This is a genomic window from Bradyrhizobium nitroreducens (assembly GCF_002776695.1).
GTDB classification, from domain to species: domain Bacteria; phylum Pseudomonadota; class Alphaproteobacteria; order Rhizobiales; family Xanthobacteraceae; genus Bradyrhizobium; species Bradyrhizobium nitroreducens.
This window is the reverse complement of the sequence record NZ_LFJC01000003.1, coordinates 2,901,658-2,918,555: the sequence shown is the minus strand read 5'-3', so window position 1 is coordinate 2,918,555 and position 16,898 is coordinate 2,901,658. Positions and strand designations below refer to the sequence as shown.

The window sequence follows — 16,898 nt, the reverse complement described above, 5'->3', positions numbered from 1 at the left end:
CGGTCTGAAACCATCCTGTTCGGGGATGAAACAGGATCGCGCGGTGTTACGACGCCGGCATCAAGACGGTGTCGACCACGTGGATCACGCCGTTGGACTGGTTGACGTTGGAGATCGTCACCATCGAGGTGCCGCCCTTGGCATCGACGATCCAGACCTTGCCGTCCATCTTCTTGACCGTCAGCTCCTCGCCTTCGGCGGTCTTCATCTTCTTGCCGTCGGTGAGGTCGGAGGCCTCGAGCTTGCCGGGCACGACGTGGTAGGTGAGGATCTTGGTCAGGGTCGCCTTGTTCTCGGGCTTGACCAGGTTGTCGACGGTGCCGGCCGGCAGCTTGCCGAAGGCGGCGTTGGTCGGCGCGAACACCGTGAACGGGCCCTTGCTCTCCAGCGTCGGCACCAGGCCAGCCGCCTTCACCGCCGCCACCAGCGTGGTGTGGTCCTTCGAGTTGACCGCGTTCTGCACGATGTTCTTGGACGGGAACATCGCGGCGCCGCCGACCATGACGGTCTTCTCCTCGGCACGCACAGGCGCGACGACGGTCGCGGTGATGGCGAGGGCGCTGAAGGCGGCGGCAGCGAGATAGGCAATGCGCTTCGACATGGAAGTCTCCCGATTGAATTGGTGCCGGCCATGGCCGGTGTTGGGTTGGGGCAACAACAGCGACTGCGACAGTTTGGCGTGATGCAGCAGTGCCGTCGTTGGACCGAACTACGGGAGGGTTTGGGGTGCAGTTTCGGAGAAAAATTCTTTGTGATGGGTGAAACTTCGGGACGGCGTGTCCGTGCGGTGAGCGCGCGCCACACACTCCGCTGTCGTCCCGGACAAGCGCAGCGCGGATCCGGGCCCCATAGCCACAGGGAGTTGTTTGGCGAAGACTCGGAGTTACCAGTCGCGCCCCCAATATCTGCCTGTGGTTATGGATCCCCGCGTTCGCGGGGATGACACCGAATGTGTGGCACGCGCGCCTCGCCTCAATCCCTGTTGTTCGGCGTCTGGATGAAGCCGCGATTGTGCGTCGGGCTGATCAGCACCTCGTTGATGCAGACGCGCGCCGGCATGCTTGCGATGAATGCGATGGTGCGGCCGAGATCCTCGGATTGCAGCATCTTCGCCTGCTCCTCCTCGCTCGGCACGACCGGGCGCAATTTGAGAATCGGCGTTGCCACCTCGCCCGGCATCAGGCAGCAGGCGCGCAGGCCGTTGACGCATTCGTCCATGTTGAAGGAATGGGTCAGCGCCAGCACCGCATGCTTGGTCGTGGTGTAGGCCGGCCCCGGCATCTTCGAGACGTGGCGGCCGGCCCAGGACGAGACGTTGATGATCGCACCGTCCTGCTGCTGGCGCATCGTCGGCAGCACGGCGCGCATGCAATAGAGCACGCCGTTGAGGTTGACCTGGACCAGCTTGTCCCACCCCTCCAGCTCCATGTCCTTCCAGCTGCGCTTGGGAACATTGATGCCGGCATTGTTGACGAGGAGGTCGATGCGGCCGTGCCTGGCGACGATCTGATCGGCGGCCTTCTGGACCTCTGCCGCGTTGGAGACGTCCAGCGCGATCGCCTCGGCTGCGCCGCCCGTCCTGGTGATCTTCGCGACCACGTCGTCCAGGGCTGCCTGGCGCCGGCCGGACACCACCACCGTCCAGCCATCGGCCGCCAACGCCTCCGCCCCGGCCTCCCCGATCCCGCTGCCGCCGCCCGTGACCCAGGCCACGCGTTTCCCAACTCTGGTCATGCAAACTGTCTCCGTTGCTTCATCGGGGCGGTTTTTGCTAATCCAGCCCTCGGTTTTGACCGGCCTTGTCAGTCTTGCGGTCGAGGAATTCTTGCATGAACCAAGCAGCCAACGCCAACCTGTTTTCCCGCCTGTTCGACGGCCTCGACGATCCCAAGCGCCTTGCGATCGAGATGCAGGACGGCACCCGCATCAGCTATGGCGATCTGATCGCGCGGGCCGGGCAGATGGCGAACGTGCTGGTCGCCCGCGGCGTGAAGCCGGGCGATCGCGTCGCGGTGCAGGTCGAGAAATCCGTCGCCAATATCGTGCTGTATCTCGGCACGGTGCGCGCCGGCGCGGTCTATCTGCCGCTCAACACCGCCTATACGCTGAACGAGCTCGACTACTTCATCGGCGACGCCGAGCCGTCGCTGGTGGTGTGCGATCCCGCCAAGGCGGAAGGCCTCGCCCCGATCGCCGCCAAGGTGAAGGCGAAGGTCGAGACGCTCGGCCCCGACGGCAAGGGCTCGCTGACGGACGCCGCCGACAAGGCCAGCCCCGATTTCGCAACCGTCCCGCGTGCGAACGACGACCTCGCCGCCATCCTCTACACCTCGGGCACCACCGGCCGCTCCAAGGGCGCGATGCTAAGCCACGACAATCTCGCGTCGAACTCGCTCTCGCTCGTCGACTATTGGCGCTTCACCGACAAGGACGTCCTGATCCACGCGCTGCCGATCTATCACACCCACGGCCTGTTCGTGGCGACCAACGTGACGCTGTTCGCCCGGGCCTCGATGATCTTCCTGCCGAAGCTCGATCCGGACCTGATCATCAAGCTGATGGCGCGCGCCACCGTGCTGATGGGCGTGCCGACCTTCTATACGCGGCTTCTGCAAAATTCCGCGCTGTCGCACGAGACCACCAAGCACATGCGTCTGTTCATCTCGGGTTCGGCGCCGCTGCTGGCGGAGACCCATCGCGAATGGTCGGCGCGCACGGGGCATGCGGTGCTCGAGCGCTACGGCATGACCGAGACCAACATGAACACGTCGAACCCCTATGACGGCGAGCGCGTGCCCGGCGCGGTCGGCTTTCCGCTTCCCGGCGTTTCCGTGCGCGTGACCGAGCCCGAGACCGGCAAGGAGCTGCCGCGCGAGGAAATCGGCATGATCGAGGTCAAGGGGCCGAACGTCTTCAAGGGCTATTGGCGCATGCCGGAGAAGACCAAGTCCGAATTCCGCGACGACGGCTTCTTCATCACCGGCGACCTCGGCAAGATCGACACCAAGGGCTACGTCCACATCCTCGGCCGCGGCAAGGATCTCGTGATCTCCGGCGGTTTCAATGTGTACCCGAAGGAAATCGAGAGCGAGATCGACGCCATGCCGGGCGTGGTCGAATCCGCCGTGATCGGGGTGCCGCATGCCGATTTCGGCGAGGGCGTCACGGCGGTGCTGGTGCGCCAGCCCGGCGCGAGCATCGACGAAGCAGCCGTGCTGAAGGGCCTGGACGGACGCCTCGCAAAATTCAAGATGCCCAAACGCGTCTTCGTTGTCGACGAACTGCCGCGAAATACGATGGGCAAAGTGCAGAAGAACATTCTGCGCGAGACGTACAAGGACATCTACGCGAAGAAGTGAGGGGCGATTTGGTTCGCGTTGTTGCGATCTGCCTCCACCCTGCACGCTGCATGCCCCGCGCAGGCGGGCATCCAATACGCCGCGGCTTCTCGGCTCATTCACTGGTGTCTCTGGAATACTGGATTGCCCGCCTTCGCGGGCAATGACACCGCGCATATGGCCTGCGCTTTGCCTCGAGCCGCTTACTGCCCGCCCACCAGGCTCAGCACGAACCTGCTGCCGACGATGAAGAGATAGCAGCCGAACGCGACTTCCAGCGTTCGCTTCGACATTGCATGCGCGGCTTTGACGCCGAGCGGTGCCGTGACGAGGCTCATCGGCATCACCAGCACGGCGCCGATCAGCGAGACGTAGCCGAGCGCGAACGGAACTTGCAGCGCGGCGACAGACGGATAGGTCGCCGCGGCGGGCCAGCCGGCATAGATATAGCCGAGCGCGCCGGGGATCGAGATCAGCACCGCGAGCGCCGACGAGGTCGCCACCGCCTGATGAATCGGCCGGCCGTAGAACGTCATCAGGAGGTTGGAGAACAGGCCGCCGCCTATGCCCATCAGGGTAGACAGGATGCCGACGCAGAAGCCGTAGGCCCGCATCAAGGGACCATCAGGCAAATCATCGCCAAATCTCCAGCCCTCGCGCGCGAAGATCAGCCGCACCGCGGCCGACCAGGCGACGCAGACGAACACGATCTTGAACAGCCGCTCCGGTGCGTAGCGCGCGACCACGCTGCCGGCGACGACGCCGATCACGATCGGCAGCCACCAGACGCGCAGGACGCCCAAGTCGACGGCGCCGCGCTTGTAATGCGCCTGGAACGAACGGATCGAGGTCGGGATGATCACCGCGAGCGAGGTGCCGACGCAGAGCGGCATCCGCACCTCGAGCGGCACGCCGGCGATGCGGAAGCATTCGTAGAACACCGGCACGAGAATCGCGCCGCCCCCGATGCCGAACACGCCGGCCAGGAATCCGGAGAGCGCGCCGGTTGCGATCAGCAACAGCGCGAGCTCGACGACGTCCTTGATATCAAGACCTGCGATCACCCCTGACCTGCCCGGCGACTGGTCGCAGCGTGACCGAAACGAGCGCCCGGAAATGGCTGCGTGCCAAGCTGTAGGCGATCTGATTTGCACGGTCGACCGCCGCGTCGCCGGTCTTGGGTGGAATGCAGGCTGCGCATATCCGCCCGCGATGCGAAAAATGAGTGCGCATGACGGAAATCGCTCGTGTCGGGTCGGCCGGCCGGTCGGCCCTTGGCGGTGTGAACTGACTGGTTCGAACGCCCGACGGCTCGGAGCGGGTTAGAGCCGTTCCAATAGTGATTTCAACGCGCCCGGGCCGTTGCCACAAGAGATGAATAGCTGTTCTGTTTTTACTCGGCATACAGCCGCTCTGGTATACCAAGACCCTGATTGGCCTTGTTTCATCAAGGGTCTAGAGCTGAACGCCGGTTCGATTTATGGCAATTTGGAGATTGCGCAGGGCAAATCGACTCCGTAAATAGAGCCGACCTTTCGCGATCCCCGCGCGCCCTCTGCTGGGCCGCCACACAACATCAAAGCCCATGACCGCACGGATCGAACGACCGCTTTCACCACACATGCAAGTCTACCGCTGGACGCTGACGATGGCGCTGTCCATCGTCCATCGCGCCACCGGCATCGCCCTTTACGTCGGAACGCTGCTGCTGGTCTGGTGGCTGGTTGCGGCGGCCTCCGGCCCGGCCGCCTATGCCCACGTCCAGGCCTTTGCCGGCAGCATCATCGGCCGCCTGATCGTGTTCGGCTACACCTGGGCGCTGATGCACCACATGCTGAGCGGCATCCGGCATTTCGTCTGGGACCTCGGCTACGGCTTCAAGGCCAATGAGCGCGAAGCGCTGACCTGGGGCGCGCTGATCGGCGGCATCGCACTGACGGTGCTGATCTGGATCATCGCCTATGCGATCGGAGGCGGACGATGAGCGCGACCGATACGCCCAAGCGCAGCATGCGCACCCCGCTCGGCCGCGTCCGCAATCTCGGCGCCGCGCATTCGGGCACGTCCGATTTCTGGCGCCAGCGCATCACCGGCGTCGCCATGACGCTGCTGATGATCCCGGTCCTGGTGATCATCATGATGCTGCTCGGCCGCAACCAGGTCGGCGCAGCGCAGATCCTCAGCTCGATTCCCGTCGCGGTGATCCTGCTGCTGTTCATCTTCGCCAGCGCCTGGCACATGAAGATCGGCATGCAGGTGGTGATCGAGGACTACGTCCATAACGAGAAGCTGAAACTCGTCTCGGTCATGCTCAACAACTTCTTCTCGGTCGCCGTGGCGCTCGCCTCGACCTACGCGATCCTGAAACTTTCCTCCGGAGTGTAACCCATGGCCACCACAACGAATGGCTCGGGCAACGGCGCTCCCGCCACCAACGGCAAAGCCTATCCGATCGAAGACCACACCTACGACGTCGTCGTGGTCGGCGCCGGCGGCGCTGGCCTGCGCGCCGTGGTCGGCTGCAGCGAAGCGGGCCTGCGCACGGCCTGCATCACGAAAGTGTTCCCGACCCGCTCGCACACGGTCGCGGCGCAGGGCGGCATCTCGGCTTCGCTCGGCAACATGCACAAGGACGACTGGCGCTGGCACATGTACGACACCGTGAAGGGGTCGGACTGGCTCGGCGACCAGGACGCGATCGAATACATGGTGCGCAACGCACCCGACGCGGTCTACGAGCTCGAGCATTGGGGCGTGCCGTTCTCGCGCACCGAGGACGGCAAGATCTACCAGCGTCCGTTCGGCGGCATGACCATGGAGTACGGCAAGGGCCAGGCGCAGCGCACCTGCGCCGCTGCCGACCGCACCGGTCACGCCATGCTGCACACGATGTACGGCCAGTCGCTGCGTCACGCGGCCGAGTTCTTCATCGAGTTCTTCGCCATCGATCTGATCATGGACGACCAGGGCACCTGCCGCGGCGTCATCGCGCTCAAGCTCGACGACGGCACGCTGCACCGCTTCCGCGCCCAGACCGTGATCCTCGCCACCGGCGGCTACGGCCGCGCCTACGCCTCCTGCACCTCGGCGCACACCTGCACCGGCGACGGCGGCGGCATGGTGCTGCGCGCCGGTCTGCCGATGCAGGACATGGAGTTCGTCCAGTTCCACCCGACCGGCATCTACGGCTCGGGCTGCCTCGTCACCGAGGGCGCCCGCGGCGAAGGCGGCTATCTCGTCAACTCCGAGGGCGAGCGCTTCATGGAGCGCTACGCGCCATCCGCCAAGGACCTCGCTTCGCGCGACGTCGTCTCGCGCGCGATGACCATCGAGATCCGCGAGGGACGCGGCGTCGGCAAGAAGAAGGACCACATCTTCCTTCATCTCGACCATCTCGATCCCGCGGTGCTCGCCGAACGCCTGCCGGGGATCTCCGAATCCGCAAAGATCTTCGCCAATGTCGACGTGACGCGCGAGCCGATTCCGATCGTGCCGACCGTGCACTACAACATGGGCGGCATCCCCACGAACTATCACGGCGAGGTGCTGACCAAGAAGGACGGCGACGACAACGCGATCATTCCGGGCCTGATGGCGATCGGCGAAGCCGCCTGCGTCTCGGTGCACGGCGCCAACCGCCTCGGCTCCAACTCGCTGATCGACCTCGTGGTGTTCGGCCGCGCCGCCGCGCTCCGCCTCGCCGAGAAGCTGACGCCGAACGCCAAGCAGCCGGAGCTGCCGGCCAACTCGGCCGACCTCGCGCTCGGCCGGCTCGACCATTACCGCTACGCCTCCGGCGGCACGCCGACCGCGAAACTGCGCGAAGGCATGCAGAACGTGATGCAGACCAATTGCGCGGTGTTCCGCACCGGTGAAGTCCTGAGCGAAGGCCAGAACCTGATCGCGAAGGTCCACAGCGGCATCACCGACATCGCCGTGTCCGACCGTTCGCTGGTGTGGAATTCGGATCTCGTCGAGACGCTCGAATTCGACAACCTGATCTCGCAGGCGGTGGTGACGATGAACTCGGCCGCCAACCGCACCGAGAGCCGCGGCGCCCATGCCCGCGAGGACTTCTCCGAGCGCGACGACAAGAACTGGATGAAGCACACGCTGGCCTGGCTGGACGATGCCGGCAAGGTCAAGATCGAGTACCGCCCGGTTCACGACTACACCATGACCAACGACGTGCAGTACATCCCGCCGAAAGCGCGCGTGTACTGATCGAACAGTAGCCGTCATTCCGGGGCGCCCGAAGGGCGAACCCGGAATCTCGAGATCCCGGGTTCACGCTTCGCATGCCCCGGGATGACGAAAGGTTAGAGCAATGGTTGAATTCGCACTTCCCAAGAACTCCAAGATATCAGGCGGCAAGACCTGGCCGAAGCCCGCGGGCGCGACCGAGGTTCGCGAGTTCAAGGTCTATCGCTGGAATCCGGACGACGGCAAGAATCCGAGCGTCGACACCTATTACGTCGACACCAATGATTGCGGTCCGATGGTGCTGGACGGCCTGATCTGGATCAAGAACCACATCGACCCGTCGCTGACCTTCCGCCGCTCCTGCCGCGAAGGCGTCTGCGGCTCCTGCGCCATGAACATCGACGGCCAGAACACGCTGGCATGCACCCGCTCGATGCACGACGTGAAGGACGGCGCGGTGAAGGTCAATCCGCTGCCGCACCAGCCGGTGGTGAAGGACCTCGTCCCTGATCTCACCAATTTCTACGCGCAATACGCCTCCGTCGAGCCGTGGCTGAAGACGACCTCGCCGACGCCGCAGAAGGAATGGCGCCAGACCCACGAAGACCGCGAGAAGCTCGACGGCCTCTACGAATGCATCCTGTGCGCCTGCTGCTCGACCTCGTGCCCGAGCTATTGGTGGAACAGCGACCGCTATCTCGGCCCCGCCGCCCTGCTCCAGGCCAACCGCTGGGTCTCGGATTCGCGGGATGAAGCGACCGGCGAGCGGCTCGACAATCTCGAGGACCCGTTCCGGCTCTATCGCTGCCACACCATCATGAACTGCGCCAAGGCCTGTCCGAAGGGGCTGAACCCCGCGGAAGCCATCGCCGAGCTCAAGCTCAAGATGGTCGAGCGCCAGATCTAAAGCACGAGATTTGCGCTTTCCGTCCCGGCCGCACTGGCCGGGACATTCCCCAATCGCGGTCAATTCGAGGAGAATTTTCTCCGACCCGCTGCGCGCGCAAACTTTCGGTCTACAACCAACGGTTCCCGCACAAGCTGCTTCCTTCCCTTCGCGAGATTCAGTTAAGCTCCCGTCAGGGACGGAGCGACTGTGCAGAGGGCGCAACGCAACTCGCTGAAGCTGTTGCAGTGGATGATGGCGGCATCCCTGGCGCTGCCGGTTGCGCTGTTCGTGATCACCGCCGCGATCTCCTACACCTCGACCAGGGACGTCGCCGACCGGGAGATCGGGCGCACGCTCGACGTCGTGCATGAGCATGCGCTCAAGGTGTTCGAGACCATCGATCGCAGCCTCGCCGAGCTCAACGAGGTGGCCCGCGGCCTGTCCGACGACACCATCCGCGCGCGCGAGCCGGCGCTGCACCGCCGCCTGAAGCGGCTGAGCGATTCGCTGCCGCAGCTCAAATCGGCCTGGATCTTCGACGCTGACGGGAAAGCGCTGGTCAACAGCCTCGTCTCGCCGCCGCCGGAGCTGAGCTTTGCAGACCGCGACTATTTCTATGCCCATGTCGACCAGGCCATCGGCACCTTCATCGGCACGGCGCTGACGCCCCGTCCGCCCTATCAGGGCGCCCGCTTCTTCGGGGTCAGCCGCCGCCGCGACTCCGACGACGGCCGTTTCATCGGCGTGATCCAGGCCTCGGTCCTCCCCGAATATTTCGAGAGCTTCTACGCCAGGATCGGATCAGATCCCGGCAGCTTCTTCGCGATGGGCCGCACCGACGGTGCGATGCTCACGCATTTCCCGCGGCTCGACCGCGACCTCAGGCTCGATCCGACCGGACCGGTCGGCCGGGAAATCGCGGCGCGCCCCGAGCGCGGGCTCATCACCGTCGCCTGGCCATCGGACGGGATCGAGCGCCGCATCGGCTACCGGCGCATCGCCGAATACCCGATCTATGTCAGCGCCGGGCTCGAGACCTCGGCGATCCGCGCGCGCTGGCTGGCCACCATGGGCCAGCATCTGGTGTTCGGCATCCCCGCCACCGCGCTGCTGTTCCTGCTGCTGGCGCTGGCGTTCCGGCGCACCCAGCACCTCCAGGCCGAAGCCGCAAAACGGCGCGAGGCCGAGGAGGCGCTCAAGCACAGCCAGCGCCTGGAGGCGCTCGGACAGCTCACCGGCGGCGTCGCGCACGATTTCAACAATCTGCTGACGGTGATCCGCGCCTCCGTCGACCTCTTGAACCGGCCGCAACTGACGGAGGAGCGGCGCCAGCGCTACATTACCGCGATCGCGGACGCGGTGGCCCGCGCGGCCAAGCTGACCTCGCAGCTGCTCGCCTTTGCGCGGCGTCAGCCCCTGAAGCCGGAGGTGTTCGACGTCGGCGAACGGATGCAGGCGCTGCACGACATGCTTGCGCCCCTGCTGGGGCCGGCCATCGAGATCGCCATGCGTCTGCCCACGGAGCCCTGCCTCGTCCGTGCCGATGCCGGCCAGTTCGAGACGGCGCTGATCAACATGGCGACCAATGCGCGCGATGCCATGCAGGGCAAAGGTAGAATCAGTTTCAAGGTCGAGCCCGCGACGACCGTTCCCGATACGCTGGCCGACACCTCGGGTAGCCAGACTTCGGCAAGCCAGATCTCGGCAAACCGCGGCTTCGTCAGCGTGACCGTCAGCGACACCGGCATCGGCATTCCCGCTGCCCGATTGGGGCGCATCTTCGAGCCGTTCTTCACCACCAAGCAGGTCGGCCACGGCACCGGCCTCGGCCTGTCTCAGGTGTTCGGCTTCGCCCGGCAATCCGGCGGCGAGGTGACGGTCACGAGCGAGCTGGGGCACGGCAGCACCTTCTCGCTCTACCTGCCGCGCGTGCCGCCGGACCTGCTGCCGCAGCGGCAGGCGCCCAACACGGCGCCGGCGGTGGCCGGCAGCGGCATCTCGGTGCTGCTGGTCGAGGACAATATCGAGCTGGCCAATTTCGCCGCCGATGGTCTCACCGAGCTCGGTTACAGCATCACGCTGGTCGACAATGCGACCGATGCCCTCGCCGAGCTCGTCATGGACGCCGATCGCTTCGACGTCGTGTTCTCCGACGTGGTGATGCCTGGCATGACCGGGCTTGATCTGGCGCAGGCCATCCGCGACCGCGACATCGACGTGCCCGTCGTGCTGACGACGGGCTACAGCCAGGCGCTGTCGCAAGATGGCGCGGCCGGCTTCGACCTGGTGCAAAAGCCCTATTCCATCGAGGAATTGTCACGTGTTCTGCATCGCGCCGGCCGGACCCGGCGCGTCCAGAACGGCGCCGCCGAATAGGGCGGTTGCGGGAACCCGAGGGAACCGGTTGATTTCTCTCGCGTTGTCCGCGCATGAACAAGCCGGCCGCAAAGCGCGAACAGGACAAACCGCCCATCATTGGGATCAAGGGTGAGAATGGCGATGAGGTCGCACCGCCGCCCCCGGAGCTGCTCGAGCCCGACCCGGAACTCTCGCCCGAGGAGGCCGAGCAGGCCCGCAAGGACTATCTGCTGACGCGGTTCTGGATCAGCGCACGCGGCTTCTGGGGACGTAGCGGCGATCGCCTTGCCTGGCCGTTCTCAATCGGTCTCGGCCTGCTGATCATCCTCACCGTCGGCTTCCAGTACGGCATCAATGTCTGGAACAGAGCGATCTTCGACGCGATCGAGAAGCGCGACGCGGCAAGCGTGTTTCATCTCACTGCGATGTTCTTTCCGCTCGCGATCGGCAGCATCGTGCTCGGCGTCGTGCAGGTGTTCGCGCGGATGGGCATCCAGCGGCGCTGGCGGGCCTGGCTGACGGCGAGCGTGCTGACGCGCTGGCTGAAGAACGGGCGCTATTACCAGCTCAATCTCGTCGAGGGCGACCACAAGAATCCGGAATACCGGATCGCCGAGGATTTGCGCATCGCGACCGACTCGCCAGTCGATTTTCTCGCCGGCGTCACCTCGGCATTGCTGTCGGCCGCGACCTTCATCGTCGTGCTCTGGACCATCGGCGGTGCGCTCACCGTCACGCTCGGTGGCTCGACCATCACCATCCCGGGATTCCTCGTGATCGCCGCGATGCTTTACGCCGCAATCGCCTCGGGCTCGATCCTGGTGATCGGCCGGCAATTCGTGCAGGTCTCCGAGGACAAGAACCAGGCCGAGGCCGATTTCCGCTACACGCTGACGCGCGTGCGCGAAAACGGCGAGAGCATCGCCCTGCTCGGCGGCGAGGAGGAAGAGCGCGAGGGCATCGATCGCAACTTCACCAACGTGCTCAGGCAGTGGGCGCGGCTCGCCGGCCAGCACATGCGCACCACGCTGGTGTCGCAGGGATCGAGCCTCGTTGCGCCCGTGGTCCCTCTCCTGCTCTGCGCGCCAAAATTCCTCGACGGCTCCATGACGCTGGGACAGGTGATGCAGGCGGCCTCCGCCTTCACCATCGTGCAAAGCGCGTTCGGCTGGCTGGTCGACAATTATCCGCGGCTCGCCGACTGGAATGCGTGCGCCCGCCGCATCGCCTCGTTGATGATGTCGCTCGACGGCCTCGAGCGCGCCGAGCAGGGCGACGGTCTCGGCCGCATCAAGCGCGGCGAGACCCGCAACGAGACGATGCTGGAGCTCAACGATCTTTCCGTCACGCTCGACGACGGCACCGCCGTGGTCGGCGAGACCGAGGTCGCGATCGAGCCCGGCGAGCGGCTGCTGGTTGCCGGCGAATCCGGCACCGGCAAGAGCACGCTGGTGCGCGCCATCGCAGGGCTCTGGCCATGGGGCGGCGGCAGCGTCAATTTCCATCCGGACCGGCGGCTGTTCATGCTGCCGCAGCGGCCCTACGTGCCATCAGGCTCGCTGCGCCGCGCCGTCGCCTATCCCGGCGCCGAGGAGGACTGGACCGTCGAGGAGATCGGCGAGGCCCTGCACAAGGTCGGCCTCGACCATCTCAAGCAGAAGATCGAGGAGGAAGGTCCCTGGGACCAGACGTTATCCGGCGGCGAGAAGCAGCGCCTCGCCTTCGCGCGGCTGTTGCTGCACAACCCCGACATCGTCGTGCTGGACGAGGCCACCTCGGCGCTCGACGAGAAAAGCCAGGACAAGATGATGCGGATGGTCACCGACGAATTACCGAAGGCGACCATCGTCAGCGTCGCGCATCGCGCCGAGCTCGAGGCCTTCCACAGCCGCAAGATCGTACTTGAGCGCCGCAAGGGCGGCGCCAAGCTCGTCAGCGACATCGACCTGATCCCGCGCAAGGGCAAGCGCAGGCTGCTCGGGCGATTTTTGCGGCAGCGCAAGGCACCGAAGAAGGCGGCGTGAGGTTTTCTCCGTCGTCCCGGACAAGCGCAGCGAAGCGGAGCGCAGATCCGGGATCCATACCCACAGGGAGAGGTTTGACGACGACTCGGAGTGGGCGTCTCGCGTCACACTTCTCCCTGGGGTTATGGATCCCGGGTTCGCTTCGCGCCCCGGGACGACCCGGTTATCCGGCGTTGGAGTCCCCGCCAAAACCGGCTATGCATGCGCCGCTTGCAACGAGGATCCGCTGCTTGACGACTGACAATACCTCTTCGTCCGCGCCATTCGGCGCGTTTGCGCCGAATGCGGCGCAGGCTGCGATCATTCGCCTCGCACAGCAGTCGGGGCTGAAACGCGGTGCATTCCGTCCGTGGCTGTCGCGGCTGGTCAATCTGCTGCGCGGCGGCCCAGTCGACGTGAAATATCAGGGCGCCTCGTTCCGCCTCCATCACCAGGGCAGCGCGACCGAACGCGGCGCGATGTTAAATCCCGACTATAATCTCGACGAGCTCGACTTCCTGCGCCAGCACACCCGTTCGGGCGGCACCTTCGTCGACGTCGGCGCCAATGTCGGCACCTTTGCACTGGTGATGGCGCAGCAGGTCGGCGCCACAGGCAAAGTGGTCGCAATCGAGCCGCATCCGCTGACGTTTGGACGACTGTCCTTCAACCATGCCGCATCGAAGACGGCGCAAGTGCGCCTGGTGCAAGCTGCGGCCGGCGACAACGACGGCGAGCTGATGATCGAGAGCGGCGGCGGCAATCTCGGCGCCACGCATGTCGTCACCGGAACGGCCAGCGCGGACGCGATCAGGGTGCCGTCGCTGCGGCTGACAAGGATTCTGGACGAGGCCGGCGTCACCGAGGTCGATTCGCTCAAGATCGACGTCGAGGGTTTTGAGGACCGCGTTCTGATCGGCTTCTTCCGCGACGCGCCGCAATCGCTGTGGCCGCGCGCGGTGGTGATCGAGCATCTGTCACAAAACGAGTGGCAGCAGGATTGTATTGCCGACATGGTCGCACGCGGCTTCAAGGTCGCGCGCAAGACACGAAGCAACACATTCCTGTCGCGCTGACAGGGACAAGCAAGGGAGGTTGTGATGATCGACCATCTGGGTTTCTCGGTCTCCGACTACGAGCGCGCAAAGGCGTTTTATGCGAAGGCGCTGGCTCCGCTCGGCTACGGCCTGATCATGGAGGTCACGGCGGAGCAGACCGGTCATGCTGCGGCCGCGGGTTTCGGCGCCGACGGCAAGCCGGATCTCTGGTTCGGCGGCGAAGGCGCGATGAACAAGCCGGTGCACATCGCGATCGCCACCAAGGACCGCGCCACCGTGGATGCCTTCTACGAGGCTGCGATCGCGGCCGGTGGTCGCGACAACGGACCTCCCGGTCTCCGCCCGCATTATCACGCGAATTACTATGGCGCGTTCGTGCTCGATCCTGACGGCCACAACATCGAGGCTGTCTGTCATCTGCCCGAATAGAGCACGCTTCGAAACGAAGCGAGGCGGAACATCGGCACGGCAACGTCGTTATCGTTCTCTGGACAACGATCTCGATGATGCCGATGCCGATCGAACCGCCCGAGATTCCGCCGTCGACACCGGGCACTCCGACCGAGCCGCCGCCGGGAATTCCGCCCGGCAATCCGCAGCCCGAAATCACGCCGCCGGTGCGCGAGCCCGGCGAATCTCCGCGACCCGACGAATTGCCGGGCCGCGTGCCTGAAGAGATTCCGCCGCGCGGGCCGAACGGTCCGCTCACGCCCAATCCCGCGACGGACGCAATGCCGCCGCGCAATCACATATGAGGCGATTGCAACCGACGTCTGAATGCGCAATGAACGTCATCATAGTGAGTCGATTTGCGTGAAGAAATAAATCGGGCCGCGACTGCTTCGCCTGCCACAATGCGGCCTAACGCGTAGCCGTTCATCACATCACTTCGTCAAAGAACCTTCCGGGGAAGTTCACCGCCATGACCAACCTTCGTTTCGTGCTGCTCGCGACCACGGCTCTTACCGCGATGCAATTGGCCAACACCGCATCGCATGCGCAAGGCGCTTCGCCGTTCGTGGTCGCGCAGGCCCAGCCGCAAGACACGGGCCCTGACGGAAAACCGAAGCAGCCGCCGAAGGGACCGCCAGCGGCCGCGCCGCCTGCGGCACCCGCGCGCCCGGCTGCACCGCCGCCCGCGGCTGCACCGCCGCCCGCGGCTGCACCTCCCCATCCGCCCGCAGCGCCGCCGCCCGCGGCCGCACCGCCGCGCCCAGCCGCGCCGCCTCCGCCGCCCCCTGCGGCTCGGCCGGCTCCGCCGCCGCCACCCCCGCCGCCTGCCGCGCCGAAGCAGCCGTCGCCGCCTCCGGCCGCGGCTCCGCAGCAGCATGCCCCGACACCGCCGCCTCCCGCACCGCCCGCAGCACGGCCGGCTCCGACGCCGCCGCCTGCGGCTCGCCCGACTCCGACACCTCCGCCGCCTCCGCCACCTCCGGCAGCGACTCCCCCGGCCCGGCCCGCACCTGCGCCCACGGCAACGCCGCCTGCCCCGACGGCAGCACCCGCGGTCCGCCCCGGCGCGCCTGCGCCCGCAGCGACTCCCGCGCCGACAGCGACGCCCGCACCGACGGCAACGCCTGCGCCGACCGCAACGCCGGCACCTGGCAGCACGCCCGGCGGATCGCCGGCAGGGCGCCCCGGTACACCGCCGCCCGGCCGCCCTGGCGCGCCTCCTCCCCCGGCGGGATCACCGGCTCCTGGTGCTGCGCCGGCTCCGGCAGCGACGCCGACTCCTGGCGGCACGCCGACGCCCGGACGCCCAGGTGCAGCACCAGCTCCTGGCGCGACCCCGGCCCCGACTGCGACGCCGGCACCCGGCCAACAAGGCGCAACGCCTCCTGCGGGCGGGCCCGCCGCCGGAACTCCGCCGGCGTCCCCGCAAGCTGGCGCTCCGCCACGGCCGCCGGCGCCTCCCGCCGGCGCCGTGGCACCGTCGGTCGTCCCCGGTTCGGCGGCAGCAACGCCGCCGCCAGACCGAAAGCAATACGCGACACCGACGATTGCGCCCGCCTTCAGGGCCGCGCCGACGATTGCCGCACCCTTGCCGCCCGCGCCGCGTCCGCCGCAGCGTGACCTGACACCGCTCGCGGTCGGTGCGGGCGTCGTGGCCGGCGCAGTCCTCGGTGCCACCATCGCCGACCTCCACAGTCAGCGTCGCGAGACCATCGAGGGTGGACGCACCGTCTACACCGAGCCGGACCGCATCATCATCCGCGATCCGGGCGGGCAGGCCTATGTCCGTGGCAACGATCTCTATCGCTTCCGCTACGGCGCCCGTGACATCCGCACCGACACCGTCGGCGGCGAGACCCGCACGGTCGTCATCCGTCCCGACGGCAGCGAGATCATCACCGTCGTCGGCGCCGATGGCCGGCTGATGCGACGCATCCGCAGGGATCCCCGCGGCCGCGAGCTCATCATCATCGACAACACCTATCGCGATCCGCGCGCGGTCGGCGGCTTCTATGTCGACGTGCCGCCGCCGGTCGTGAACATCCCCTACGATCGCTACATCGTCGACGCCCAGGAAGCGTCGCCTGACGTCATCTACCAGACCATGGTGGCGCCACCGGTGCAGCGGATCGATCGGCGTTACTCGCTCGACGAGATCCGCTACAGCCCCAATGTTCGCATGCAGATGCCGAGCATCGACGTCAACACGATCATCTTCGAGACGGGATCGTGGACCATCCCGCCGGACCAGGCGGCCCGGCTGCAGGTGATTGCCGACGGCCTCAACCAGGCGATCCAGCGCAATCCGCGCGAGGTCTTCCTGATCGAGGGACACACCGACGCGGTCGGCAACGAGGTCGACAATCTCTCATTGTCGGACCGTCGCGCGCAGGCTGCGGCCGAATTGCTGACGCAGCAATTCGGCGTGCCCGCCGAGAACCTGACCTCGCAGGGCTATGGTGAGCAATATCTGAAGGAGCAGACGCAGGGGCCGAGCGCGATCAACCGTCGCGTCACCATCCGCAACATCACGCCGCTGCTCAACGGCGGCCAGGCCTCGCTGCCGCCACCCCCGCCCGGCACCGCGCCGCCGCGG

Annotated in this window: 14 protein-coding genes; 11 read left to right on the top strand and 3 right to left on the bottom strand. The window is 66.3% G+C overall.

Going from position 1 to position 16,898, the window contains the following annotated elements; all coding sequences use genetic code 11:
- Positions 1 to 46 precede the first annotated feature (46 nt).
- Both TSA1_RS14315 and TSA1_RS14310 read right to left on the bottom strand, forming a co-directional pair.
- Positions 47 to 601 (bottom strand): fasciclin domain-containing protein, encoded by a 555-nt coding sequence (locus tag TSA1_RS14315; protein WP_097660605.1) that lies wholly within the window; start codon positions 599 to 601, stop codon positions 47 to 49.
- Positions 602 to 972: 371 nt separating this feature from the next.
- Positions 973 to 1,734 (bottom strand): SDR family oxidoreductase, encoded by a 762-nt coding sequence (locus TSA1_RS14310; RefSeq protein ID WP_100176939.1) that lies wholly within the window; start codon positions 1,732 to 1,734, stop codon positions 973 to 975.
- A gap of 95 nt (positions 1,735 to 1,829) precedes the next feature.
- Between TSA1_RS14310 and TSA1_RS14305 the strand changes: the two genes are divergently transcribed.
- Entirely contained in the window at positions 1,830 to 3,359 is a 1,530-nt protein-coding gene (locus TSA1_RS14305; protein ID WP_100176938.1) for a malonate--CoA ligase, read from the top strand.
- Positions 3,360 to 3,541: 182 nt separating this feature from the next.
- Here TSA1_RS14305 and TSA1_RS14300 read toward each other — a convergent pair whose 3' ends face one another.
- Positions 3,542 to 4,402, bottom strand: coding sequence for a sulfite exporter TauE/SafE family protein (locus tag TSA1_RS14300; protein ID WP_100176937.1), 861 nt, complete (start codon positions 4,400 to 4,402; stop codon positions 3,542 to 3,544).
- A 521-nt stretch (positions 4,403 to 4,923) separates the two neighbouring features.
- Here TSA1_RS14300 and sdhC point away from each other — a divergent pair.
- From sdhC to TSA1_RS14250, 10 genes are all read left to right on the top strand, one after another.
- Positions 4,924 to 5,322, top strand: coding sequence for a succinate dehydrogenase, cytochrome b556 subunit (gene sdhC / locus TSA1_RS14295; RefSeq protein ID WP_097660601.1), 399 nt, complete (start codon positions 4,924 to 4,926; stop codon positions 5,320 to 5,322).
- Positions 5,319 to 5,723, top strand: coding sequence for a succinate dehydrogenase, hydrophobic membrane anchor protein (sdhD, locus tag TSA1_RS14290; RefSeq protein WP_100176936.1), 405 nt, complete (start codon positions 5,319 to 5,321; stop codon positions 5,721 to 5,723). Before sdhC ends, sdhD begins: the two co-directional genes overlap by 4 nt.
- 3 nt (positions 5,724 to 5,726) lie before the next feature.
- A complete protein-coding gene (gene sdhA, locus TSA1_RS14285; protein ID WP_100176935.1) occupies positions 5,727 to 7,562 on the top strand; it encodes a succinate dehydrogenase flavoprotein subunit in 1,836 nt (611 codons plus the stop codon).
- Positions 7,563 to 7,665: 103 nt separating this feature from the next.
- Complete coding sequence (locus TSA1_RS14280) at positions 7,666 to 8,448, top strand: succinate dehydrogenase iron-sulfur subunit (protein ID WP_100176934.1); 783 nt, start codon at positions 7,666 to 7,668, stop codon at positions 8,446 to 8,448.
- Between the two features lie 189 nt (positions 8,449 to 8,637).
- Positions 8,638 to 10,806: a hybrid sensor histidine kinase/response regulator gene (locus TSA1_RS14275; RefSeq protein ID WP_100176933.1), complete on the top strand. Its 2,169-nt coding sequence runs from the start codon at positions 8,638 to 8,640 to the stop codon at positions 10,804 to 10,806.
- 53 nt (positions 10,807 to 10,859) lie between these two features.
- On the top strand, positions 10,860 to 12,812 hold the full coding sequence (locus tag TSA1_RS14270; protein WP_100176932.1) for an ABC transporter ATP-binding protein/permease: 1,953 nt from the start codon (positions 10,860 to 10,862) through the stop codon (positions 12,810 to 12,812).
- Between the two features lie 230 nt (positions 12,813 to 13,042).
- A complete protein-coding gene (locus tag TSA1_RS14265; RefSeq protein ID WP_174718903.1) occupies positions 13,043 to 13,867 on the top strand; it encodes an FkbM family methyltransferase in 825 nt (274 codons plus the stop codon).
- Between the two features lie 24 nt (positions 13,868 to 13,891).
- Positions 13,892 to 14,278, top strand: a complete 387-nt coding sequence (locus tag TSA1_RS14260) for a VOC family protein (protein ID WP_100181119.1) — start codon at positions 13,892 to 13,894, stop codon at positions 14,276 to 14,278.
- 83 nt (positions 14,279 to 14,361) lie between these two features.
- On the top strand, positions 14,362 to 14,604 hold the full coding sequence (locus TSA1_RS14255) for a hypothetical protein (RefSeq protein WP_174718902.1): 243 nt from the start codon (positions 14,362 to 14,364) through the stop codon (positions 14,602 to 14,604).
- Positions 14,605 to 14,771: 167 nt separating this feature from the next.
- Positions 14,772 to 16,898, top strand: a 2,127-nt coding sequence (locus TSA1_RS14250) for an OmpA family protein (protein ID WP_100181118.1), incomplete at its 3' end; no start/stop codon positions are given.